The 25,135-nt window shown below is 40.5% G+C and carries 16 protein-coding genes; 3 read left to right on the top strand and 13 right to left on the bottom strand.

Going from position 1 to position 25,135, the window contains the following annotated elements; genetic code table 11:
* The 13 genes from AACP56_RS13240 to AACP56_RS13180 all read right to left on the bottom strand — a co-directional run bounded on the left by AACP56_RS13240 (position 1) and on the right by AACP56_RS13180 (position 18,821).
* Positions 1-1,281 (bottom strand): HlyD family secretion protein, encoded by a 1,281-nt coding sequence (locus tag AACP56_RS13240; RefSeq protein ID WP_339335135.1) that lies wholly within the window; start codon positions 1,279-1,281, stop codon positions 1-3.
* On the bottom strand, positions 1,278-3,473 hold the full coding sequence (locus AACP56_RS13235) for a peptidase domain-containing ABC transporter (RefSeq protein ID WP_339335137.1): 2,196 nt from the start codon (positions 3,471-3,473) through the stop codon (positions 1,278-1,280). The genes AACP56_RS13240 and AACP56_RS13235 overlap by 4 nt, the downstream gene beginning before the upstream one ends.
* Positions 3,473-5,098 carry a S8 family serine peptidase gene (locus AACP56_RS13230; RefSeq protein ID WP_339335139.1) on the bottom strand — a complete coding sequence of 542 codons (1,626 nt, stop codon included), beginning with the start codon at positions 5,096-5,098 and terminating at the stop codon, positions 3,473-3,475. Before AACP56_RS13230 ends, AACP56_RS13235 begins: the two co-directional genes overlap by 1 nt.
* Before the next feature lie 32 nt (positions 5,099-5,130).
* Positions 5,131-5,274 (bottom strand): hypothetical protein, encoded by a 144-nt coding sequence (locus AACP56_RS13225; RefSeq protein ID WP_339335141.1) that lies wholly within the window; start codon positions 5,272-5,274, stop codon positions 5,131-5,133.
* 119 nt (positions 5,275-5,393) lie between these two features.
* Complete coding sequence (locus AACP56_RS13220; RefSeq protein ID WP_339335143.1) at positions 5,394-6,935, bottom strand: helix-turn-helix domain-containing protein; 1,542 nt, start codon at positions 6,933-6,935, stop codon at positions 5,394-5,396.
* Positions 6,936-7,329: 394 nt separating this feature from the next.
* Positions 7,330-8,244, bottom strand: a complete 915-nt coding sequence (locus tag AACP56_RS13215) for a YeiH family protein (RefSeq protein ID WP_339335145.1) — start codon at positions 8,242-8,244, stop codon at positions 7,330-7,332.
* Between the two features lie 113 nt (positions 8,245-8,357).
* Entirely contained in the window at positions 8,358-9,566 is a 1,209-nt protein-coding gene (locus tag AACP56_RS13210) for a DegT/DnrJ/EryC1/StrS family aminotransferase (RefSeq protein WP_339335147.1), read from the bottom strand.
* Positions 9,567-9,607: 41 nt separating this feature from the next.
* On the bottom strand, positions 9,608-10,501 hold the full coding sequence (locus AACP56_RS13205) for a LysR substrate-binding domain-containing protein (protein ID WP_339335149.1): 894 nt from the start codon (positions 10,499-10,501) through the stop codon (positions 9,608-9,610).
* Between the two features lie 35 nt (positions 10,502-10,536).
* A complete protein-coding gene (locus AACP56_RS13200; RefSeq protein ID WP_339335151.1) occupies positions 10,537-12,009 on the bottom strand; it encodes an alanine/glycine:cation symporter family protein in 1,473 nt (490 codons plus the stop codon).
* 32 nt (positions 12,010-12,041) lie between these two features.
* Positions 12,042-13,331, bottom strand: coding sequence for a histidinol dehydrogenase (hisD, locus tag AACP56_RS13195; protein WP_339335153.1), 1,290 nt, complete (start codon positions 13,329-13,331; stop codon positions 12,042-12,044).
* Between the two features lie 25 nt (positions 13,332-13,356).
* Positions 13,357-13,740 (bottom strand): Rid family detoxifying hydrolase, encoded by a 384-nt coding sequence (locus AACP56_RS13190; protein ID WP_339335155.1) that lies wholly within the window; start codon positions 13,738-13,740, stop codon positions 13,357-13,359.
* Positions 13,741-13,763: 23 nt separating this feature from the next.
* A complete protein-coding gene (locus AACP56_RS13185; RefSeq protein WP_339335157.1) occupies positions 13,764-14,924 on the bottom strand; it encodes a threonine synthase in 1,161 nt (386 codons plus the stop codon).
* 444 nt (positions 14,925-15,368) lie between these two features.
* Entirely contained in the window at positions 15,369-18,821 is a 3,453-nt protein-coding gene (locus AACP56_RS13180; RefSeq protein ID WP_339335159.1) for a pyruvate carboxylase, read from the bottom strand.
* A gap of 745 nt (positions 18,822-19,566) precedes the next feature.
* On the opposite strand from AACP56_RS13180, the gene AACP56_RS13175 reads away from it, so the two are divergent.
* From AACP56_RS13175 to AACP56_RS13165, 3 genes are all read left to right on the top strand, one after another.
* Positions 19,567-20,157, top strand: coding sequence for an RNA polymerase sigma-70 factor (locus tag AACP56_RS13175; RefSeq protein WP_339335161.1), 591 nt, complete (start codon positions 19,567-19,569; stop codon positions 20,155-20,157).
* A 322-nt stretch (positions 20,158-20,479) separates the two neighbouring features.
* Positions 20,480-21,604: a FecR family protein gene (locus tag AACP56_RS13170; RefSeq protein ID WP_339335163.1), complete on the top strand. Its 1,125-nt coding sequence runs from the start codon at positions 20,480-20,482 to the stop codon at positions 21,602-21,604.
* 180 nt (positions 21,605-21,784) lie between these two features.
* Positions 21,785-25,126, top strand: coding sequence for a TonB-dependent receptor (locus tag AACP56_RS13165; RefSeq protein WP_339335165.1), 3,342 nt, complete (start codon positions 21,785-21,787; stop codon positions 25,124-25,126).
* Positions 25,127-25,135: the final 9 nt, after the last annotated feature.

The following is a 25,135-nucleotide window of genomic DNA, read 5'->3' as shown; positions in this document are numbered from 1 at the left end:
TCAGCGTTGGAACTGTTCCCGAAGACCGCGGAACAAACGCTCCAACAGGCTCATATCTTCGGTCACAATGCGCCCCGTGCCTAGGTAGACTTCATCTTTGGGCAGCTCCTTCCCATAGCTGGTCACCAGCGAGGCCAAATGGATATTTGCCCCATATTGGCCTGTTTCCGGATGGGGAACTGCATTCAACGAGCCCACCTTTCCTTCCAATATCCCAAATTCGGCGGTAGGGTAATTGTCCAACTGGAGCAACACCTTTTGTCCCTTTCGAACTTTGCCCCTGTTGAGGGCACTGACCGAGACCTGTCCCATGGTACTCTTGCTTCCCAAGGGAACAATTGCTAAAATGGGATTGCCCGATTGAACCTGTTGGAATTCGGTCAATGGCTTCAATGTCGTAAGGATGCCGTCGAACGGTGCCGTCAAGAGATATTGAATTTGGTAGCCCTCCAAGGACTGTTCCAGTTCCAGTCGCGTATGCCGCAGACGGTCGTCCAGTAATCCCAATTCCCGTGTCAGTTCTAGTCCCTGTTGCAGGCGTTGGTCCTCCTGTGAAAGCAACAATAAGCGGGTTTCCCCAAGACGTTGGCGTAGGGCGGTCAGTTCCCGTTTCCGGGAAAGCTGTACCTGTAGTCTTTGCTCATATTCCGCTGCACTGATCACGCCCTTTTCGTGCAAGGTTTCGTAACGTTCCAATTCCAAGGCCCCAAGTGCCACGGAATTTTGGAGTTCCTCCAACAAACGTTTGGAATCCCTTGACCAACGGCCATTTTCGGTTAATCTGTTTTGCGTTGTGGATTGGAAGGCCAAATCAGGAAGGAGACTGTCCAACAGTGCCCGCTGTAACACTAGCTCCCAAAAGGATTGAAAGTACGGCTGTACCTCGCCCAAGTGCATGTCATATGAAACTACGGGTAATTTGACATCCGAATGGCCATTGCCCAAGGAGTCCAGCCAGGATTGGACCAATTGGACATCTCGGTACGTGGCAGGGTTCTCCAATTCCAACAATACCTGACCTTTGGTCACGGAATCACCTGATCGGGCATAAAGCCTTTGGATACGCCCATCGCGCTGTGGGGCCAAGTGGACCACCGGTATTTCCCCCATCACCTGTACGGGTCCCGAGACCACATCGGGATAGGCGATAGAGTGCGCCATCAAGAACAGTACTAGGGTTGATAGGACAATGATATAAGTGCCATAGCGGAGCCAAGCTTGTGGCAACCTGGAACGGAAAACACCTGCTATCTCTATTTTATGGAATTCCAAATCTTTCATGCGCCGACCTCCAATTGGTATTGTACTAGTTTGTAATAGTATTGCTTTCGGGCCACCAGTTCGTCGTGTGATCCTCGTTCGACCACTTTGCCCTTGTCGAGTACCACGATATGTTCGGCATTCCGAACTGTGCTCATACGATGGGCAATGACCAGGACGGTCCGTCCCTTGCGGAAGCGCTGCAGCCCATCCATGACCTCACGTTCCAATTGGGTGTCCATCGCACTGGTCGCCTCGTCCAAAAAGAAAAAACCGGGTCGCTTGTAAAGGGCACGCGCCAGAAGGACCCGTTGCCGTTCCCCTCCACTTAGGGAGGTGCCCTCTGCCCCGATATTGGTCTGAAGGCCCAAGGGCAATGCTTTAACCATTTCCTGTAAACGGGAAAGGGATAGGGCTTCCTCCAGACGCTTATCATCCACACGGCCCTGTCCCGATTCGGTGATGTTGGACAGCAGCGTATCCTCGAACAAAAAGCCCTCCTGCATGACCGATCCACAGACATCACGCCAGTTATCCTTGGCCAGTTTTTTCAGTTCCGTTTCCCCAACTTGAATGGTCCCCGAATAGTTGTCATAATGCCCCAATAACAGTTTCAACAGCGTGGTCTTACCGCTACCGCTGGCACCGACCAAAGCCGTCGTCTTTCCATGGGCAATGGTAAAGCTAACCTCCTCCAAGACCAGGGGCTGCGATGCGGGTCCGTAACGAAACGATAGGTTCTGGATTCCAATGGAACCCTTCATATCGGGAACGGTTCCGTCCATGGGTTCTAAAGGATGCGCATGTACTTCCTGCATCCGTTCCAAACTCAAACGTGCCGCCTGTGCCTCCACAAAAAATTGCGCCATCTGACCCAAGGGCAATCCTATTTGGCCCAAAATGAACTGGATCGAGAGCATGGACCCCAAGGTCAGTTGTCCGGATATGACCAGTCGGGCAGAAAGAAACAATAGGACTAGGGAACCCAGCTGGTGCACGAATAGGGCCCCGTACCGCTGTTTTTGTGAAAGGGAGAGTTGTTTGCCCTGTATACTGAATAGCTTTCTTTGCAACTGGACCCATTCCCCACGCCGTTTGTGCTCGGAACGGTTGTCCTTGATTGCCGTGATGCCGCGGACCAATTGCCATATGGTACGCTGGGTCTCAGACTCCCGTTGGAACCGCTGGTAGTCCCATCGGGCCAGCCGCTTTAGAAAATACAGGGACCAAAAGCCGTATCCCAATAAGGTCAGTATAAAGACCAGGGCCAGTTGTGTGTGATAGTACCAAAAGACCAGTCCAAAGGCCAGAAGCGTGACCATGCTAAAGAGGGTGCCCAGACTTTGAGAGGAAACAAATTCCTGGACCTTCCGATTGTCCTGTATCCTCTGTATGATGTCCCCGGAATGCTTGGACGCAAAAAAAGGAATGGGCAATCGAAGCAGGCGCTCCAGATAATCGGACACCAGGCGAAGGTTGATCTGTTGGGTCAATTGCAACAACAGCCATCCCCGGATGATCTCCACCGAAGAAAGCGACACAAAAAAGACTACTTGGGCCAATAACACCATGTAGACAAAATGCAGGTCTTGGAACTGCACCCCATAATCCACCAAGGCCTGGGTCAGAAAAGGCAGGGCCAGTTGCGTCAGACTACTGAACAACAGCCCGATTCCCAATTGTAGGCCCGTAGTCCGATACCCCTTGAAATAGCCCCATAATCTGGAAAAGCCACTAGTGGCATTAGTACTGTGCGGAAGCTGTTCGCTCTTGGAATTTGGTTCCAGCAACAGTGCAAATCCCTTTTGTGCATCCTCATGGGGCAACCAATGGTTTAAAAATTTCGAAAATGATACTTTGATGATACCCTGTGCAGGGTCGCCCAAAACCACCTTGCCTTTTTGAAAACCGTACAGGACCATAAAGTGCTTATTCTCCCAGTGCAGGATGCAGGGAAAAGGGGCTTCCTTCCGTAGTTCTGAATAACCGATCTCAATGGGCAGGCAGCGAAAATCAAGCTTTTCAGCGGCCTCTTTCAACCCTGCAAAGGAAGACCCGTTGCGCTCCAAATGGCTCCATTGGCGGAGTTGGGCGCGGTCGGTTTCCCGACCATAATAACGGGCGACCATGTCAAGACATGCTGGACCGCAGTCCATGGCATCCCATTGCCGCGTAAAGGGAAAAGAGGGTCGCCATAGTCCCAACAATGCCATTATTTTAAGGTGCTGGCCTCACGCCCCAATAAGAGGGCATCGTTGGCGTTCAGAATTCGCCCCATCCGCGAGAGTTCCCCAAAAGGGGCATAGGTATCATCCCCAATGCGTACCTGCCGCTCCAATCGGGTTCCCGAAAGCATCAGTATGGTCTTGATCTGTTGGTGGTCGAGATCGGGATATTGGGACCACAGCAAGGCTGCTGTCCCCGTAGTCAAAGCACAGGCCAAGGAGGAACCGCCCAAAGTAAAGTAAGGCCGATCTCCGGAGTTGGTGGTCATCAAGTGCTGGCCCGGTGCGAACAGGTCTACGTTGCGTTTTCCATAGCTGGCCCATAAGGGCTTGGCCCATTTCAACGTCTTTCCCGACGCCCCGACCTTCATCAGATTGGTTAGCCGTTCTTCCCCATTGCCGGAATTGTCTATAGGATAGGGCGAATCCCCCGGCTTATCGATGTCCACAGGCGTATTGCCCGCCGGGGTCACCACCAGTACGCCATGCTCTTCTGCATATTCCAACGCCTCCCAGATAAAATCAGGCCGTTCCACAAAATAGCGCCCATGGCTGTAGTTGATGATTTGTGCGCCGTTGTCCACCGCATAGCGGATGGCATTGGCCAAGTCCTTGTCAGTCTCGTGTCCCCTTTCCGGAAAAATGACCAAGGGCATGATCTTAATGTGGTTTGAGACCCCTTTAATGCCTAATCCATTGTCACGGGTGGCGGCCATGATACCGGCCACTTGGGTCGCATGGGTGATCCATCCTTCAGGGGCATCCACCTGATGGTGGCCCTGAACATCGGACAGCTCATAGATGTTGTCCCCGATTACCGCCCTGGGCAGCGTATCCAGATTGCCACATACGGCCTTTCGCATCTCTCCCTGGTACTTATAGTTTTCCATCAGGGAGGGATACCAACCGTAATAGGCATAGTCCTGTACATCGGAAAGCAGTTCCTTTTGTCGTTCGTTTTTCGGTTGGAGCGTATCCAACAAAGCCTCATTGAAGAGTCCGGTTTCGGGATCATAGGCCTCTGGGAATACTTGGATGCACTCTTGAAATTTTTGGAGTTCCTCCTTATAGTAGCCCAATTCCCCTTCTATGTCCGGGATGTCCTTTTGGTAAAGTTCCAGTGCCCTTTGGTACATCCTGTACGACAAGGAATCCTTGGGGCGTACCAAAGTACTGTCCATGCCTTCGAACATAGGTCCCAACCGCCGAAGGGCCCGGACATAGTCGTAGTTGGCAAAACGGAGGGTCTTGCCCTTTCCGTATCCCAAAAAGTTCCAGCCGTGCACATCGTCCACATAGCCGTTACCATCGTCATCCAGACCGTTATTGGGTACTTCGTCCACATTGGTCCAGATTTGGTCCCTAAGATCGAGATGGTCCAGGTCCAAGGGACTATCCATAAGGGCCACGACAACATCCTTTCCATCCGGTTCGACCCGCTCCCGATAGGCCCTTTCCAGACTGATACCGGGAACGGAGTCCTGTTCCAGGTCTAGATGCTGCCAGCCCGATTGTTCCGATACTTCCGGGTTCTTCGAGGTACCGGCCTTTTCGCACCCGCAAATCAATGCTAGTACAAACAGCACCGTTAGATAAAATTGCTTTCGAACCATAGTCCGTTTTTAAAAGTATAATAAAGATTGGGTTAACATTTTGGGTCTTTGTCCTTTCGGACGGTCCAACCTCCATCACCACCGCCTTGGATTTTTTCGGGATGGGCCATCTCCATAACTTTAAAGGTTTCCAGTTTCAGTTCCTTGCTCTTTGAAGAATTTCTTACATTTTTCATTTGAATAAAATTTTAAGATTAAACAGGATAAAGCTATCCAAAGGTGTGGTGCATTCCCAATCAAAAAAGGGCCGATTCCTGAAAAGCGACATCCCCATTCCGGAAAAGGGAAGCCCGATTCACGAATGGGGACCTTGGTTTTCCCGGACCAATTGGGAGGCCGTTTTGCCAAGCCTGCGCTTGCAGACCTTGCTGAGGGATTTGTTGCTTTTAAAGCCACATTGCTGGGCCATGGCATCCAGGGTATATCTTTTTACGAATTCTGAATCGGAGCACAGCTTTTTCAGGAAATGGTCCACCCGAAGCCCATTGATATATTCCGTATAGGACATGTCAACATGTCGGTTCAGGTAATGGGATAGGTATTTTTGGTTGACCCCCATCAGTTTGGCCACCTCCTTTACGGTTATTCCAGCCTCTAGGTAAAATTGATTTGCCTCCAACTCGACCAGACCATCCGATATCGTATTGAGTTTATCCTGGGTCAGCAATAAGGAAGGACTTACCGCTAGAGTGGTTCCGTTCCCTTTGTTGGATCCATCTGGCGTAACAGCTCCGGATTGTGAATGTCCACGTCTACGGATAAAAAAATAGGCCAGCACAATGGTCATAAGTACCAATCCCACCATACCATATAGATACTTTTGGTTGCGGTTCCGGTAACTTGAAAGCAAGGCTTCTCTTTCCCTGACCAAACGTGGCATATCATACTTTTCAGTTAGGTTTTGGTTGATATACCTAAAATTACTGCTGGTCACACTATCTATTGTCAAAAGGGTGGAAATGTGCTCAAGCTCCTTTTTGGTATCCCCGGCTTTTCGGGCCACATCCAAGAGATACTCCCATGCCCCGCGGGTAAGCGGATAAAGGCTTTTGGGATGCTCTTGATAGAGTGCGTCCACCCGTTGCATATGAAAGAGGGTGCTGTCCATTTGGTTCAATGCCCCATAGCTCTTGCCCAGATAAAAATGGGCGATGGCCTGCCGCATCACATCCTCCTGCGTTTTAAAAAAGGAATTGGCTTTTTGAAGGTTTACGATTGCGGTTTGATAGTCCCCCATCCCATATTGGTTGGCTCCATATACTGAAAGGAAATAGGGACGCGGACCACCTTCCATCCCTTCGGAAAGCCCAAGACCCTCATGGACCAGTTGCTGGGAGGTACTGTAATCCCCATTCTGGTGGTGGCCCACGGCCAAGGAGAACAGGGTAAACAGGTAATCCCCTTCAGCGTTTCGAGCTTTATAGTAATCAAGCAGTTCCTCAAAAATTGGAATGCCCCCCTCATTGTCCCCGACAAGGATACGGATAAGGCCGATGTTGTCCCGCACTAAATACTCCAATCGGATACTGTCAACTTCACGCTGCAAAAGCTCATGGCTTTTTAGATAACTGTCAAGCGATTTTTTGTAGTCCCCGGCATCATAGGCATTGCGTCCCTTAAGGAAATAGGCGGTCGCAAGATATTTGGAATCTTCCATTGAATCGGCCAACCGATACAGGCTATCGGTATAGATTTCCGAGGCACTTCCGAGGGTGGTCAATGCCTTTAAATGGTAGGCTCGAAGATAGTGTTCCGGGCTTCCCGAAATCCTTGCCCGTTTTACCAACTCATCCGTGTATGTAAGTACACTGTCCGAATCGGCCCGCCAGAATCCCACGGCTTTAGGATAAAGGGAATCAATGGACTTGTAACGTAATTCGGTCACAGTCTGCGCCCAAAGTTCACAAGAACATAATAGCGATATGTAAATGAACCACTTCATGTTAATATTCAATACAGAATGGCGTTTGGGAAGTAGGTCAGCATGTTTTGGGACCTAAGGGTATTAAATCTGACAGTATTTCTTTCCTTTCTATAATAAATAATTCTATATATTTTCATATTCTGTAAATTATATACTACTATACCATTTAAAATTTAATGTTTTCATTTTGAGTTATGTATTTGATAAAACTTGCCAATTTCACATGTTAACCATTTTATTGTATATTCTAAAAAATAGAATATCTGCTTCTATCCCTATGGATTTTAAGGGATTAACTAGTCTTTAATCAGTTAAAGACCATGATATACGTCAAAGAAAGTATTGAAACAGATACCCATAAAACACTTGCAAATAAAATTGGTTTAACACCTGCTTCCCTAATATCATTTATCGAAAGTGTTGTTCCCACCAAAAATAAAGTGACCAACATTAAACGTTTAGATATTAGAACTGCTACTTCTGAAAACTTGACCGGTAAAAATTCGAAACTGTTTAGTAGAATCGCAACCACAAAAGCTTGAATAAAAAATGGAACCTTGATTTTTCTATCTTTATTCTTAAACCAGTACATGGATAAAAATGACAATGGTATTATCCAAAGCACTCTTGATAACTTTATCGTAGTTGCCACTTTTAAAGCTTCATCGCCATAACCTAGTGCGGCTCCAACAACGGAGCTTGTGTCATGTATGGCAACTGCACACCACATTCCGAATTGACCTTGTGATAAATCGAGTTGATGACCTATAACGGGAAAGACGAATAGTGCTACTGAATTCAATAAAAAAACGACCCCAAGCGCTAAGCTTATAATCTTACCATCAGCTTTAATTATGGGCGCAATTGCAGCGATAGCACTCCCTCCGCATATGGAAGTACCAGAGGTAATCAGATGTCCTAATTTTTTATCTAGCTCAAATACCTTTATTAGGAGGAGACCTAAACTTAAAGTAAATGTAATAGAGAGCAAGGTCAACAAAAATCCTTCTTGGCTCGTTTGAATTGTTTCAGTAATCACCATTCCGAAACCTAAACCTACCACCGCAACTTGGAGCAGATATTTAATCCAGTTTTTGATTTGAAGCTTTGTTGGAAATATTATAGTAAATAATATCCCCAAGACCAATGCTGTAGGACTATTCAAAAAGCCTGACAACAAACTAAGGCATATGAGAAAGAAAATAATTTTTTGAATTTTCATTTTAATTTTTTAACATAGATTACCTAGCACGACAAAAAATCGTGTGTAATTCTAAATTGGAATAGGGATTAAAGCATTAGAAAGCTTAGGGCCCGATAAGCGGTTATATTAATTCATGGGCTCGTTTTATTGGTCTGTATATCAAGTAAACATTCGCATATTATTTCACTAATAAGCTTACAATCTTCAATCGTAAATGTCAATGGTATCCTCAAATCGAATAATGTACTCAAAATAAGATCTGTATTGGGCAATTCTTCGTAATCCAAGTAGTTCCAGCTTTTATGGTTACTGGTATATCCCACAGGATTTTTATTGCCGAACCACTTAATAACAACTCCCCTCTTTCTACATCTTTCCACTAATAATAAGGAGGCCTTAGGAGAAAAACTTGGAATCCGAAATTGAATTGAACTACCCACGAAATCCTCTTTTTTTGTGCGTTCAGGTATTACGATTCCTTCTATTTTTTGTAGTATACTTTCAATAACTCGATACCGCTTGTTCCAACGATTGCAATTTTCTTTAAGTAATCTTAGTTGTGGCCTGAGGATTGAAGCTCTCAAATTATCCATCCTTCCACTATAATTGGGATATATTAGACTTATATTCTCAATAAAATTTTCTTTTGGTGCGCTTAAATGTTTTCCATAGAATTGGTATGAACCGGAAAGAATAATTGCTCTAGCGATAAAATCCCTGTTGTCACTAACAACTATTCCTCCTTCACCTGAATTCATGTGCTTGTACGACTGTGTACTAAAACATCCCGCTAGACCAAAGGTTCCACTTCTTTTACCACCCCATTTTGCACCCATGGTATGCGCGCAATCCTCTATAAGTGTTACCTCATACTTTTTCAATAATTTGCATAGCGCATCCATATCTACAATATGACCCCTCATATGGGATAACATGAGAATTCTTGAACCACTTGAAGTTATTTTTTGTTCTAAATCTTTTAAGTCAATAACCAAATCCTCAGTGGTTTCTATTAATATGGATTTACCTCCAGCATTATGAATTGCACCTGGAACGGGAGACAGCGTAAATGCATTTGTAAGGACGGGTTCACCTCTTTGAAGACCAAACGCACACAAGGATATGTGCATAGCGTAACCACCTGAAGCACAAGAAAGAGCATACTTAGATCCATTATAATTCGCATATTCAGATTCAAATAAACTTGTTTCTGAATCTTCAGAATCAACAACGTTATAGCGATGCAACCTTCCAGATTTCAGTACCTCAATGGCACTGTTAATTGCCTCGTCGGGTATTGATTCCTGCTGGGTGAATTTTTTTTGAAATTTAATACTCATTATTTCCTTCTTTTATTCCAAACACTTCAGCTCATTCGTAGTTATGTCGCTTTTTTTGCCTCTCTTATAAATATTTTCACCAGTCCTAAAGGCTCCTCTCCTCTTCGCATGATTAGATTGAACTTTCTTTTAATTATAAGTCCATTTATGTATACTTGACAGAGCTCTTGATTATGAAGTTCCTTAGCGACTGCCATTTTTGATAAAAAACCTATGCCAGTACCTTGAGACAGAAAATTTTTTAAAACCTCGATTCCTCCTAGTCGAATTTTCACATTTAAATCGGATGAATTTACACCTACTTTTTTAAGCTCTTTTTCCAAAACCATTAAGGTGCCGGACCCTAACTCTCTAAGAACTAACGGAAGTTTAGGAACCTCATCAATTTCTATTGTTCGATTGGCATATTGGTTTTTGGCCGAACAGATTGCAATTATTTCGTCATCCATAAAATGCTCGGATTGGACTTGTCTATTATTAACATGACCTTCCGTTATGGCAAGATCAATTTCTCTATTTAAAAGTGCCTTTATAATGCCTTCATTATTTCTGTTGATCAGCCTTATATTGATATTTGGAAATTTCTCAACATATTGGGATATAATCTTTGGTAACACATATATTGATAAAGATGTACTTGAACCTATTGTCAATTGACCACTAAATTTTAATTCATCTTTGATTATTTCTACATCCGTTAGAATATCGGTTTGAAGTGCCTTGGCTTTTTTCAAATGCGTGTATAATTTTTTACCAGCGGGAGTTAGCTTTATTTTGTTACTTTTTCTTTCCAAAAGGGCAATGCCAAGAATAGATTCCAAGTTTTTTACTTGCTTGCTTACTGCAGGCTGGGAAATACATAGCGAATTTGCAGCCTTTGTAAAGCTTAGGTGTGTAGCCACTTCAAAAAACACCATATAGGGTAAAGAAATCATATTGTCAAAATAAATTTATGTTCACTTAATTAAAACTAGCCTGCCTTCATTTTTTTTTGATATTTTTTTAATTCTTTCTTCACTATAGGTGCAAGAAGGTACAAACCTATAATATTTGGCAAGGCAACCAAGAATACCATGGCGTCCGAAAATTTGAGCACTGATTCCAATTGTATAGTACAACCAATCAGTGTAAACAAACAAAATATAATCTTAAAAATATTCTTTGCCGACTTATTTTCACCAAACAAATAGGTCCATCCTTTTAGTCCATAATAGGACCAAGATATGAGTGTTGAAAAAGCGAATAATATTGCTATTATTGACAATGGTACCACAGACCAGCTTAGTGTTGAGGCAAAGGCTTGCGATGTTAACTCAATACCTTGAATATTTGAATTTTGCATTCCTGGTTCATAGACAGTGGTAAGTATTACCAATGAAGTTATGGTACATATAATCACAGTATCTATAAAGGGTTCCAAGAGACCAACAAAACCCTCTCGTACAGGCTCCTTGGTGCGTACGGCTGAATGTGCTATTGCAGCGGACCCCATACCAGCCTCATTGGAAAAAACTGCTCTCTGAAATCCTAGAATTATAACCCCAACGACACCCCCGGCCATCGCTTTAGAATTAAAGGCTTCCGTGACGATTGCGCCTAGCGCCCATAGTATTTTATCGGAATTTAAAGTAATAATTGATACTGCGAATAATAAATATGCTATCGCCATAAATGGAACCATTGTACTAGTTGTTCTTGCGATTCTTTTTAACCCTCCTATAATAACGCTACCGACGGCCAATGCTATAATCAGGCCAAACAACCATCCCTTGTCCGCAAAAAAGCTATTCTCAGACCCAGTTACAAATACAAATTGTTGAAAGGCCTGATTCGCTTGGAACATATTTCCAGTACCCAAACATCCAATAACGATTGCGAGGGCATAAAATAAACCTAACGGTTTTCCTACCTTACCCAATCCAATTGCTCTTAATCCTCGTTCCAAATAGTACATCGGCCCTCCGGAGATGGAACCATCCTTATTGATTTTTCTATACTTAACCCCTAAGACACATTCAATAAACTTCGTTGACATCCCAAGCAAACCAGCTACTATAAGCCAAAAAACAGCTCCTGGACCACCTATTGATATTACGATAGCTACACCTCCAATGTTACCAATTCCAATAGTTCCAGATAAAGCAGTCATTAAGGCCTGAAAGTATGATATCTCTCCTTCCTCAGATGTACCCTTATAGTCTCCTTTGACCACTCTGATTGCATGGCCAAATCCCCTTATGTTCAAAAAATTAAAGTAAAAGGTAAAGAAGGAAGCTGCAATTATAAGCCAAAGTACTATTATAGGAACATCATAATTCAGAATTTTGATAGGATAAAAAATTATATTGTCCAAACCATCCGCTAATGGACGTAGCGCACTATCAATCAGACTATCAAGACTAAAATCTTTCTCCTTCAAATAAAACAGATCACAATAATCCATATGGGTTCTTCTTCAAATACCTCAATTAAAATTCATTTATTGCTATACCTTCTAATTCTTAAATCGGCCTGTTCTTTGTGCCCCATGAAACCTTCAACCTCTGAAATCTTTGCACAGTACCGCCCTAGTTCCACACTTGCTTCATCGGTCTCCACCCTTTGGTAGGTGCAGGTTTTAAGAAATTTACCAACCCATAGCCCACCTGTATATCTAGCAGCAGCCTCCGTTGGAAGTGTGTGATTGGTTCCAATGACTTTATCCCCATAAGCTACACAAGTACGATTTCCCAGGAATAGGGCTCCATAGTTCGTCATTTTATCCAAAAAATAATCAGGATCGGAGGTGTTCACTTGTACATGTTCGTTAGCTAGTTTATCGGCCATTTTAACCATTTCTTCCATAGTATCAACTAAAATAATCTCACCATAATCTCTCCAAGCTTTTCCTGCTATGTCAGAAGTTGAAAGACTTTTAAGCTGAACTTTTACTTCATCCTCGACTGTATTGGCCAGTTTCTCACTATTGGTAAGTAATATAGCTGCCGAATTAGGACCATGTTCTGCTTGGCCCAATAAATCGGTAACAACCATTTCTACATCCGTAGTTTCGTCCGCTATAATTAGAACTTCGGTAGGTCCGGCAAGTAAATCAATACCAACCTTCCCAAAAAGCTGTCGTTTTGCTTCAGCAACATACTGATTCCCCGGACCGACAATCATGTCTACGGGCTCCATCCCTATACAGCCATAGGCCATTGATGCCAATGCTTGAACACCTCCCAAAACATAAATCTCATCTGCTCCGGCAAAATGCATTGCAGCAACGGTGGTTGGTGAAGGCATATTTGTTTTTGCCTCGGGTGGTGTACAAGCAATGATTTTTTTTACTCCGGCAACTTTAGCTGTGAGGATACTCATTTGAGCAGAGGCTAAAATAGGATATCGTCCTCCGGGAACATAACATCCTACGGTATTGACTGGAATATTTTTATGCCCTAATATTACCCCAGGAATTGTTTCGATTTCAACGTCATGCATCGACGAACGTTGTATCTGCGCAAATCGACGCACCTGGGATTGCGCCCATTTTATGGCATTCAAGGTATCTTCGGGAACAATCGCTATCAATTTTTCTATTTGATTTTTTGATAACCTAAAGGACTCAGGAGACCAATTATCAAACTTGGCGGAGAGATTTCTTATTGCTTCGTCTCCTTGCACTCTTACTTCGTTCAGGATGCTTTCGACAATACGCTTAGTTTCTGAGTTTTCCGTGTCAGATACAGCAACATCGAAACCTTTTTTGATATATTTTACACTCATTTAATCACGTTTGATTTGTCACTTACTATTGGCCTTCGGCAATACATTCTATTTCTATTTTGGCATCCATAGGCAAACGTGATACTTCAACAGTTGAGCGTGCCGGTTTATGATTTTCGAAAAAAAGACTAAATATTTTATTAACCGCCACGAAATCATTTAGGTCTGTTAGAAAGATATTTACTTTAACAATATTCTTAGCTGAACAACCCGCAGCTTTAACTACTTCTTCTATATTTCTAAATATTTGAACCGCCTGTTTTTCAACATTTGAACTAATCAGGGCTGACTGGCCTCGAACAATCCCGAGTTGACCTGAACAAAATATCAGATTCTTACTTTCTGTAATTATAGCCTGAGCATATGGCCCCACTGGTACGGGAGCATTCTCTGTGAAAATTGTTTTCATAATGTATATATTCTATTTATTGTTTAATCAAAGCTGTCCAAATACTTTAAGGAATTTCCTGTATTCAGTAAGAGTATCTTGTCGTCTTTGGAAATTTTTCCTTCATCGGTAAGGTTTAGGACCGCTTGCCAAATTGCTCCTGCTTCAGGTGCCATGGCAATTCCTTCTTGCTGTGCTAATTCGCTGGTTTTCGGAACAATTATTGATTCATCCACCGAAACACAGTATCCGTCGGATTCCTTAATAACCTTGGCAATTAAATCTTTTCCAAAAGCGACAGGTACAGCTAGTCCAAAAGCTACCGATTCCCCATAAGCTTCAGGTTTATTCGGCTTATCATTGACATAGTCTACAACTGGACAACAACTAGAAGATTGAACTGCAACCATTTTTGGTAAATCCTTCGCATCTAACCATCCCATTTCCACCATTTCCTGAAAAGCGGTCCAAATGGCTATTAATCCAGTACCTCCACCTGTAGGATAAACAATCACGTCAGGTAAATCCCAGTTCAGTTGTTCAGCAATTTCAAAGCCCATTGTTTTTTTACCTTGTAATCTATAAGGCTCTTTTAAAGTGGACATATTAAATGCCCCGGTAGCTTTTTGTATTTCAACTGATTTTTGTCCGCATTTATCAATCAAACCATCTAGTACGATTAATTCCGCACCATAAAACTTAACCTCTTTTTTGAAAATCTCTGGAGTTATAGCGGGCATTATAACGGTACATTTAATTCCTGCAGCCGCACAATAAGCACTCAAAGCGCCACCGGCATTACCCGCGGTAGGCATTACCACCTCCTTGACCCCTAGCTCCTTTGCCATGGAAATCGCCATACTCAAACCTCTGGACTTAAAAGAGCCTGTAGGGTTAAGTTCTTCATTTTTAAGAAGGATTTTATCATAACCATAGGTTTTAGCTATTCTTTTTAAGTCCAGGATTGGGGTCATCCCTTCCGCAAGACTCACCTTGTGCTCTAAATTTTTCATCGGTAGGAACTCCGAATACCTCCACATGGAGTGCTCCCTTCCTTTCAATTCAGATTTATCAAAAGTAGAACTTAAATCATAGCTCACTGTTAACGGTTGATGACAACAGGTGGCGAAAGTATTCAATTCATCCAAATCGTATGCTTTCGAGCAAGATGGACAGTTTAGACTTATTGCTTTTGAATTACTCATAATCAGTATATTTTAACCCAAAGATGCTCAATAGTATAAATTGAACCTAATACCGATTTTTGATATGACATAACCAATAGTTATAACGATTCCCTGAGATTAGTTTTTCTTGCAGGGCCGATCAGGCGTTGAATAGTAATAACGACCATTATTAGATTTTTTTCTTATTTATAAAAAATCAAATCCCAATTCGATTAATATGATGTATTCAGATGATTCCAAAATACTTTTTAGACGAATCAACCTTAGTGCAGGTGTTCTTATTTAAAAATCCTGCGTAACGTAACATTCGCAAACAAGCGATCCGATTGTTGAAGTCCACCCCCTAATTGGCCCTTATATCCAAGGAATAAAGATTGCCACATCCGGACTATTCGTTCACAGTGGAAGTAAACTCAATAATATATGGTTCGTTAGGCCGAATTCCAGAGAATTACGATAATATCATTTCAATATAACAATAAGGTCATCGGAATTAACCAAAGATCCCCCTCCCAATAAGATGTCGGCGATCATGCCTTCTGAAGTTGCCAAAACGGTACTTTCCATTTTCATTGCCTCAATAATAAAAAGAGGTTGGTTTTTTCTTATTATTTGCCCTTTTTTCACCAGTACGGCGGATAGCAAACCTTGCAGGGGCGATCCGATATGTTTCTCATTCGAACCATCGGCTTTTTTATTTTCTTTCTTTACGACCTTTACGTTGGAGTCCTTTACCAAAATATTTCTTATTTGGCCATTGATCTTAAAAAAGATGCTCACATTGCCATCTTCATCGGGCTCACCTTTCAACATTAACGAAATCAGCACGTTTTTCCCACGGTCCAACTCCACCATAATTTCTTCACCGACTTCCATACCGTAGAAGAAGTTTTTCGTAGGAATGTTCAGAACATTTCCGAACTTCATATGATTACTGTGCGCATCGACGAAGACCTTGGGATATAGTTTGTATGACAAAAAATCGGTAATCTCCAGCTTGCGGCCCATCCCTTTGTTGAATTTCTTCCGGAATACCTCTAATTCCCTTTTGAAATCAATGGCTTCCAAATGTGAATTAGGTCTGTCGGTATAGGGTTTTTCGTCCTTTAAAACCAGTTTTTGTAATTTTTTTGGAAAGCCACCAAAGGGCTGGCCTAGATCTCCTCGAAAAAAACTTTTGACGGATTCTGGAAAAGAGATATTCTCACCATTTTCCATTATATCCGTAATCGTAAGACCATTACTTACCATATACTGAGCCATGTCCCCTACTACTTTTGAACTAGGGGTTACCTTTATGATGTCTCCGAACAAAAGGTTTACTTGGCTATACATTTTAGTAACCTCGGTAAACTTATCCTCTATTCCAAGTGCAGTGGCTTGTCCTTTTAGGTTTGAATACTGACCGCCAGGGATTTCATGTTCATAAACTTCCCCCGTGCCAGATTTTAAACCTGACTCGAAGGGATAGTAATAGTTACGAACGGTTTCCCAATAGTTTGAATACTCAGCCAATTTTGTGGTGTTCATCTTATTTTCGCGCTCATGATAACGTAGCATTTCAAGTACCGAATTAAAATTGGGCTGTGATGTAAGCCCAGACAATCCTCCTAGTGCGACATCGACAACATCCACTCCTGCCTCTATGGCCTTCAAATAGGTAGTGGTCTGCAAAGAGGATGTGTCGTGGGTATGAAGATGTATCGGAATATCAATTTCAGATTTCAATGCTTGAATCAAAGTATAGGCTGCATTAGGTTTCAGTAAACCAGCCATATCTTTTACCCCTAGAATATGGGCTCCAGCATTTTCGATATCTTTAGCAAGCCTAAGGTAATATTTCAAATCATATTTCGTTTTTGATGGATTTAAAATATCGCCTGTATAACAAATAGAACCTTCGGCTATTCCTGCCGTTTTCTTTCTAACATGTTCTATACAAGGCGCAATGGACTCCATCCAATTTAATGAATCAAAAATGCGAAAGACATCTACTCCTGTATTCCAAGATTCTTCCACAAACTTTTCAATCAAATTATCTGGATAGGCCTTATAACCTACTCCATTAGACCCGCGAATTAGCATCTGCAACAGCATATTTGGCATTGCTTTACGCAACTGAGCCAAACGCTCCCAAGGATTTTCTTGCAAGAATCGTAAGCACACATCAAAAGTAGCTCCACCCCAAACTTCCATAGAAAAAATTTCAGGATGGTTCTTGCTGTAACCTTCAGCAACTTTAAGCATATCGATGGTTCTCATTCTGGTCGCCAAGAGACTTTGATGGCCATCACGCATGGTTGTATCCGTAAAATGAACTTTCTTTTCTTCTTTTAACCATTGGGCAAACTTTTCAGGCCCTAAAGCTGTCAATAGATTCTTAGTTCCACTAGGGTGATCTTCCAAAATAGGAAAAGAAGGCACAATAGGTTTTGAAAAAGTACGATTCTGATCAAATTTCTTTATATCTGAATTTCCATTTACAATGGTCTCCCCTAAAAATCTAATCAATTTATTCGCTCGATTTCGTGGTTCAACAAACTCGAATAATTTAGGTTCGTTTCTAATAAAATTCACCGTAACCTTACCTTCCCGAAAAGTAGGGTGCTTTAGTATATTGTCCAAAAATGCCATATTCGTATTTACCCCACGAATACGAAATTCAGCCAACGCCCTGCGCATCTTTCGGCAACAGCCGTCCAAGGTTCGGCTCCTTGCTGAAACCTTGACCAGCATTGAATCAAAAAATGGTGAAATGGAAACACCTTGGTATATGCTTCCCGCATCCAAACGGATTCCGAAACCGGATGCACTGCGATACGTTGTCACTACTCCATAATCGGGCTTAAAATTATTCGCTGGGTCTTCTGTAGTAATACGACACTGAAGTGCTACACCGGAAATATGAACAGATGCTTGATTAGGTATCTTTATTTGGGTATCAGACAATTTATATCCTCCGGCAATGAACAATTGTGTCTTGATTAAATCAATATTCGTAATCATTTCGGTTACCGTATGCTCTACTTGTACGCGAGGATTTACTTCGATAAAATAAATGCTGCCATCTTCATCAACCAAAAACTCGACAGTACCGATATTATCATAATCGACCGCTTTACAAATATCAGTGGCATAGTTATACAATTTATCTTTGGTCTGCTGCGGCAAACCTATGGAAGGGGCTAGCTCAATCACTTTTTGATATCGCCGTTGCACAGAACAATCCCTTTCATATAAATGTACCAGATTACCGTAGGTGTCCGCCACTATTTGAACCTCTATATGTTTGGGGTTTTCGACATATTTTTCCAGAAAAACGGTATCATCGCCAAAAGCATTCAGTGACTCTCTTCTAGCCTCTGAAAAACCCTTGCGAAGCTCATCCGCATTCCGTATAACTCGCATACCACGACCACCACCACCAGAAGCGGCTTTAAGCATGATTGGATATCCAATCAGATTGGCTTGGTCTATTGCTACCTCAATAGATACAAGATCTTTTACACTACTTTTAATAATCGGAACTTTGTTCGCGACCGCTACGTCTTTTGCCCTTATTTTATCTCCTAAAGCCTTGAGAACTGAAACTTTAGGACCAATAAAAATTAGTCCGTTATACTCACACTTTTCTGCAAATTTTGAATTCTCGGAAAGAAATCCATATCCTGGATGTATGGCATCTACATTATTATCTTTAGCCACCTTAATAATGGTATCAATATCTAAGTAGGGCTTTAGGGGTTCATTATCAGCCCCAATCTGATAACATTCATCTGCTTTGTAACGGTGCAACGAATAACGGTCTTCATAGGTATAAACACCTACCGTCTTCACTCCGATTTCTACACATGCCCTAAAAATCCGGATGGCAATTTCACCTCTGTTCGCTACTAAAACCGTTTTGATTTTCATTTAATGGTTTTGGATTTAATTTGTTTTAATATTTCAATAGAGTATAGGATTTTCATCTTTTTAAGCCCAAAAAATTGTCAGTTCCTTAAAGCGGCTAAAACAAATTAGAAAAGAACCTTAGCTAATTTCATAGCACCTTATTTTCTGCCCATATGAATCAAAGATGCCTCAATGAACATACTGAACCTAATACTGATTTCTCATATACAATAACCTTAGGTTATAAGCAGTTTGAATCTTCATTCCCTAAAAAAGAAGTAGGTATGTTCTAATTTTTCATGCAAATATGATATGATGATAATCTCAATTTACATTCAAAAAGGAATAGTCACAAAGAATTATTACCCTTTAAATATATGATATACAGTATTTTAAAAATATTTTCAACAAAAGTTCAATAGAAGTAAGCAATAAGAAAAGGACAATTTTTATGGTAAGACTTTTATTAGAATGGATTCAACAAAAATCTAAAAAACATTTTTTTTCAAATTTAAAAAATCACAATTTTCAATATGTTAAGAATGACAATGAAAAAATGTTATTTGTGCATATTGTAAAATAATCTATATTTATATTGAGATATTTCTAATTCTAATGGCTTTTTATTAAGAATGTTCCTTTACTAGATACGCAAAACAATCAGATTAGAAATTTAACCATAATGCTATGGTAACGTAAAAAACACATCTTTTTGCAAATGAAACGGTAGTTTCCCTTGTATAAGTTTTTTCATAAATCAAATCACTTGAAATCAAGTAATACAATTAGCGAGTCAACTAATATCCTAGCCAAAAAAAGCAATCAAGCATTTTTTGAAGGTGTATTTAAATTGTATTATGATAAATTATTATACTTTGCTTGGAACTACCTGAACAGTAAGGAAGATGCGGAAGAGGTCATTCAAGAATTATTTTTAAAATTTTGGCAGAATATTGACCGATGTGGCGAAATCACTAATTTGAATAGTTATTTATTTAAAATGACCAAAAATGCCTGTTTGGATAAAATTAAGCATAAAAAGATAGTTGCAGATTTTGCCCATCGCAGAAAATTGGAAGTCAATGAAAGGTTCATTAAAGATGAGGCGGCCCATCTGCTATTGGAAAACGAACTAAAGAAAGTAATTGATAAAGGAATCGAATCGCTTCCAGCAAAATGTAAACAAGTTTTTTTGAAAAGTCGATTTGAAGGTCTTAAAAATCGAGAAATAGCAAAAGAATTATCTATTTCAAAAAAAACTGTGGATAATCAAATAAGTAAAGCTCTGAGCATTCTAAGAATTCACTTGAAGGAGTTCATTAGCCTGTTATTGTTACTTGGGATTACTTATCACTAATTAAAGTGCAGCCTCTATTCGTGCTGTCGTATCTCGAATGCTAAACCGAACTAACTCCTTTGATTTTTTTTCAAGTTCTTTTCAAGTATGAATTAGTTCCGCCCAGTTGTTAAGTTTCTTCAAATTGATACAATGTAACGCTTCCAAATTTTACAGAAGGTCTGGATGTAAAGGTAAAGTCTTTAATTTCCGAATCAAGGATTACTTCCATATCTAATTCACACTTCATACGACAATTTTCTAATTGAAGAATATCATAAATTAATTTGCTCTGAGTAGGTATATTTCAAACTTTAATCGTCTTAACTACAGAACATGCTTCATGGACGATAAAAATCTTATTAAATATCTGCAGCAGAAACTCTCTTCAGAAGCATCAAAAGATGTTGAAGAATGGATTTTATACTCTGAAGAGAACTCCAAACGCTTCAACACTCTAAAGGCCCAATACCTTATTCAATCGGTTAAAAGTGTTAATACAACTCCAGATATCGATGAAAAATATCAATCTTTTAAAGAAAGATATATCGATAAGAAGATACGTATCCCCAATTTATTTAAATACGCGGCTGCCATAGTAATTCTAATAACCACAATCTTTATATATAATAATCAAACTGTCAAAGAAATCATCATACCGGAAGATGCTATAACCCTTGAATTAGAGGATGGGACTATTAAAGTGCTAAGTCAACAAAGTGAATCAACGGTTAAAGATGAAACAGGTAATTTTATTTACAAACAAAAGGGAAATACTTTAATTTATTCCGATGAAAATACGCAGAGCGAACTAAAATACAATACGCTTTCAATCCCTAACGGAAAAACCTTTGAGCTTAGTTTGTCTGACGGAACCAAAGCCCACCTGAATGCTGGCAGCTCTATTAAGTATCCCATTAGTTTTATTCCTGGTTCACCTAGAGAAATATTCATTACCGGCGAGGCCTATCTTGACGTTGCCAAAGATGAAAATCGACCTTTTATTTTAAAAGCCTCTGATTTGAACATAAGGGTCTTAGGAACCCGATTCAACGTCCATGCTTATCCCGAGGATAATGTTACAGAAGTTGTATTAGTAGAAGGCACCGTAAGCTTGTATGAAAGCAGCAAATCTTTTGAAAAAGAAAATAGTACCATACTCGAACCTGGTAATAAAGCCAGTTTTGGCAGAAATAGTAAGGATATTGAAATACGTAATGTAAGTACCCTGATCTACACGTCATGGCGAAATGGAGAATTAGTCTTTAGGGATATGCCCTTTGAGAACATTCTGAAAAAAATGGAAAGGCACTATAACCTAACTATTATCAATAATAACAGTAAGCTGTCAAAAGAAATTTTCAATGCCAGTTTTGGTATAGTTCCCGTAGAAAAAGTTTTAGAGGAGTTAAGCGATGTTTATGGTATTGATTATGAAATAGAAGACAAAACTATTACAATAAATTGATTGTTGTTTAAATGAAAAAAATATAAAAATCCAATAAAATAGCTGCCAATGAATTAGATAAAATCATACATCACAATCAGTATTCGTTCACAAAACAAAAAATCGGAAAATGGTGACACATTTCCCGATTAGAATACATGATTAAACAAAAAAGTTTAACCAAACAAACACTATAAAGTTATGAAAAAACCGCTTATTTCTAAAAGCCGGTCCATTCCATTATTAAAACTCAATTTAAAAATGAAGTTAAGTGTTCTATTTATTGCATTGACATTTTTTACCATGCAAGCAAATGACACTTACGGACAACTTACCAAACTATCACTTAACGCGGTCGACGAATCAATTTTGAATCTAATTGAAGAAATAGAAAGTACGACAGAGTTTCGATTTATTTACAGGAAAAAAGATGTTGATCTTAACCGAAAAATATCACTCAAGGCAGACAACCAGACATTGGAAAGTATTTTGGGGAATATCTTTCAAAATACGACAACAAATTTCAAAATAAAAGACAAGAGAGTCTATTTAATTCCTTATGAGCGTAAAACCAAAATTCCAATAATGGTGGTGAATCCTGAATCTAGAAAGGACTCCAAGAATATACTTCAACAAACGGTAAAGGGAACAGTTAAAGACAAGGACGGCACACCACTACCCGGTACTAGTATTGTGGAAAAAGGAACCGCGAATGGTACACAGACCGATTTTGATGGAAACTTTACCATAAATGTTACATCCAATGATGCAATATTAGTGGTTTCTTATATTGGTTTCGCGACCCAAGAAATAGTCTTGGACAACCGCACAACACTAAACATTGTTCTTCAAGAAGACTCAGCTCAATTAGATGAGGTAGTGCTAGTTGGGTATGGAAAATTGAGCAGGGAAAACTTGACAGGGGCGGTAAGTTCGATTAATTCGGATAAAATCGATGCTTTTCCAGCAGCAAGTGTTGAACAAAGTCTTGCCGGAAAATTACCTGGTGTTCAACTCTCACAAAGTTCTGGGCAGCCCGGTGCAGGTATAAGTGTAAGGGTTAGGGGGATTACGTCGATCTCTGGTGGCAACGAACCTCTGTACGTAATTGACGGGGTTCCCTTTTTCAACAGCGATGTTAGAGGGTTAAATGGTATATCTTCTATAAATCCTAATGATATTGAATCCATTCAAGTTCTCAAGGACGCTTCTTCAACCGCCATATATGGGTCAAGAGGTGCCAACGGTGTTGTCTTGGTCACCACTAAATCAGGAAAAGCCGGTGCAAAGCCATCTATCACTTATAGTACTTGGTTAAGTACTAGGAGTGTACGTCAAAAGCTAAATCTGATGAACGGAGATGAGTTTTTAGATTTCCAACGTCAATTTTTTGAAAACTCAGGTTCTCCAGTGCCTGATGAAATCTCAGAAATACAAAACAGGAATACGGATTGGCAAGACGAAGTTTTTAGAAACGGTATTGCGACTAACCACAACATCAGTATGTCTGGTGGAAATGAAAATACTCAATATTATGTTTCGCTTAACTCATTAAATGAGCAAGGAATAATTCTGAACAGTGATTTTAAAAGAATATCGTTCAGAACAAATCTCGACGCCAAGTTAAACAACACATTTTCTATAAAAACCTCGATAACGGGATCAAATTCCGTACAAAACGGTTTTTCAGCCGCTCAAAACAATAATACGCAAAGCTTTTTAACTAGTGGAGTAGGTTCGATACTCTTAGCGTTACCTACTGAACCTGTCTTTGACTCAGAAGGTAATTTTAGTAATATCTTTCCCTACGACTTCGCAAATCAAGTAGAAAATCCCGTTGGCTATGCTAGACAAATTTTAGATAAAACAACGGTTAGGAGGTTCTTAGGGAATTTTACTCTAGAATCTAGAATACTAAAGGGATTAACCAATTATACTCGTTTAGGTGTTGATTACCAAAATATAAGAGGAGATTCGTATTTCCCGTTGGCTTTGGTATTGGCTCCAGGTGGAAGGGCCACTGTTACCAATAGAGAGGTTTTAAATTATGTTGTGGAGAACTATTTTGAATATGACGCAGAAATTCTTCCCGAACTTAATTTTAATGCCGTTTTTGGTGGTTCACTTCAAGAAGAAACTTCTCAATCGCTGTTTCTTCAAAGTTCTGATTTCTTTTCAGATGAACTTACCAATAATGCAATCCAATCCGGTTCATCTATTGCAGTGCCTATCACAAACAATATCGATCAGAGCATAGCATCAGCTTTCGCTCGAGTAAATTTTATTTACAAAGACCGGTATCTTTTTGGGGCAAGCGTGCGAAGTGATGGGGCCTCAGTTTTCAGTGAGTCCAACAAGGTTGCAACGTTTCCTTCGCTATCAGCAGGTTGGAAAATATCTAATGAAAATTTCATAGGTGAAGACTCCAAAATTTCTAATCTTAAGTTGAGGGCAAGTTGGGGTAAATCAGGAAATCCCGGTATTCAACCCTACCAGTCGTTGCCACTTGGGATAATTGTCACCACCAGTCAAGGTGCAGGGACAGGACTTTCAACAGGGCTTACACCTAACTTACCGAACCGTAGCTTAACTTGGGAAACAACTACGCAAACAAATTTTGGTGTTGATTTTTCAATGTTTGATTCTAGGTTAAGGATGTCCCTTGATTATTATGAAAAGGATACGGAAGATGCACTTACTTCGGTACAATTACCTCCATCAGGTGGGTTCGCTACTATCATTGATAATGTAGGTGCGGTCCAGAACAACGGTATTGAGCTCGCTCTTGGCGGAATATTGGTTGATAAGGATGATTTGACCGTGTCTTTAGATTTTAATATTTCAAAAAATTCGAATGAGGTTACACGGTTAAAAGATGGTCAAGACTTAGTGTCTGAATTTACATTTGCACAAACAGCTGATGCCGTGGGCGGTGTTTCCAGTGTAGCCCGGGTAGGCGAACAACTTGGAGCGTTTTTAGGTTTCCAGTTCAATGGTTTTGATGACAGTGGGGAGCCAGAGTATGAAGATTTTAACGATGATGGGGTCTTAGATGATGATGATAAGATAATCATTGGTAATCCAATTCCTGAGATACTTTACGGTTTCAACAGTTCCATAAGATTTAAGAATTTAAATTTTACCATGGACTGGCAAGGAGTGGCGCAAGCCGATATCCTCAATATTGGGGAATTCAATCTTACATCGCCTACCAATGAATATAATAGACTAGCTAATATTTATGATTTCTATCCAAATGTAAACCAGAATTCTGTTCATAGAATTTCCGACAGATATGTCGAGAGTGGATCTTTTTTGAGATTGAGAAACGTCAAGATTGGTTATACAATTCCTATAAAAAGTTCCATTTTCGATAACATCAATTTTTTTGTTAGTGGGCAGAATTTAATAACCATTACTGATTATTCAGGTTTCGACCCAGATGTCAATTCACTAAGTGGAAATGATATAAAGCAAGGGGTTGATTTAGCTGCTTATCCTGCAGCCAAATCATATACCTTAGGTTTGAATGTAAAATTTTAATACAGAAAA

Origin of the sequence: Croceitalea sp. MTPC6 (genome assembly GCF_036985525.1) — a bacterium.
Lineage (GTDB): Bacteria > Bacteroidota > Bacteroidia > Flavobacteriales > Flavobacteriaceae > Croceitalea.
Note: the sequence above shows the minus strand (reverse complement) of the source record. Positions and strands in the feature narration are given on the sequence as shown.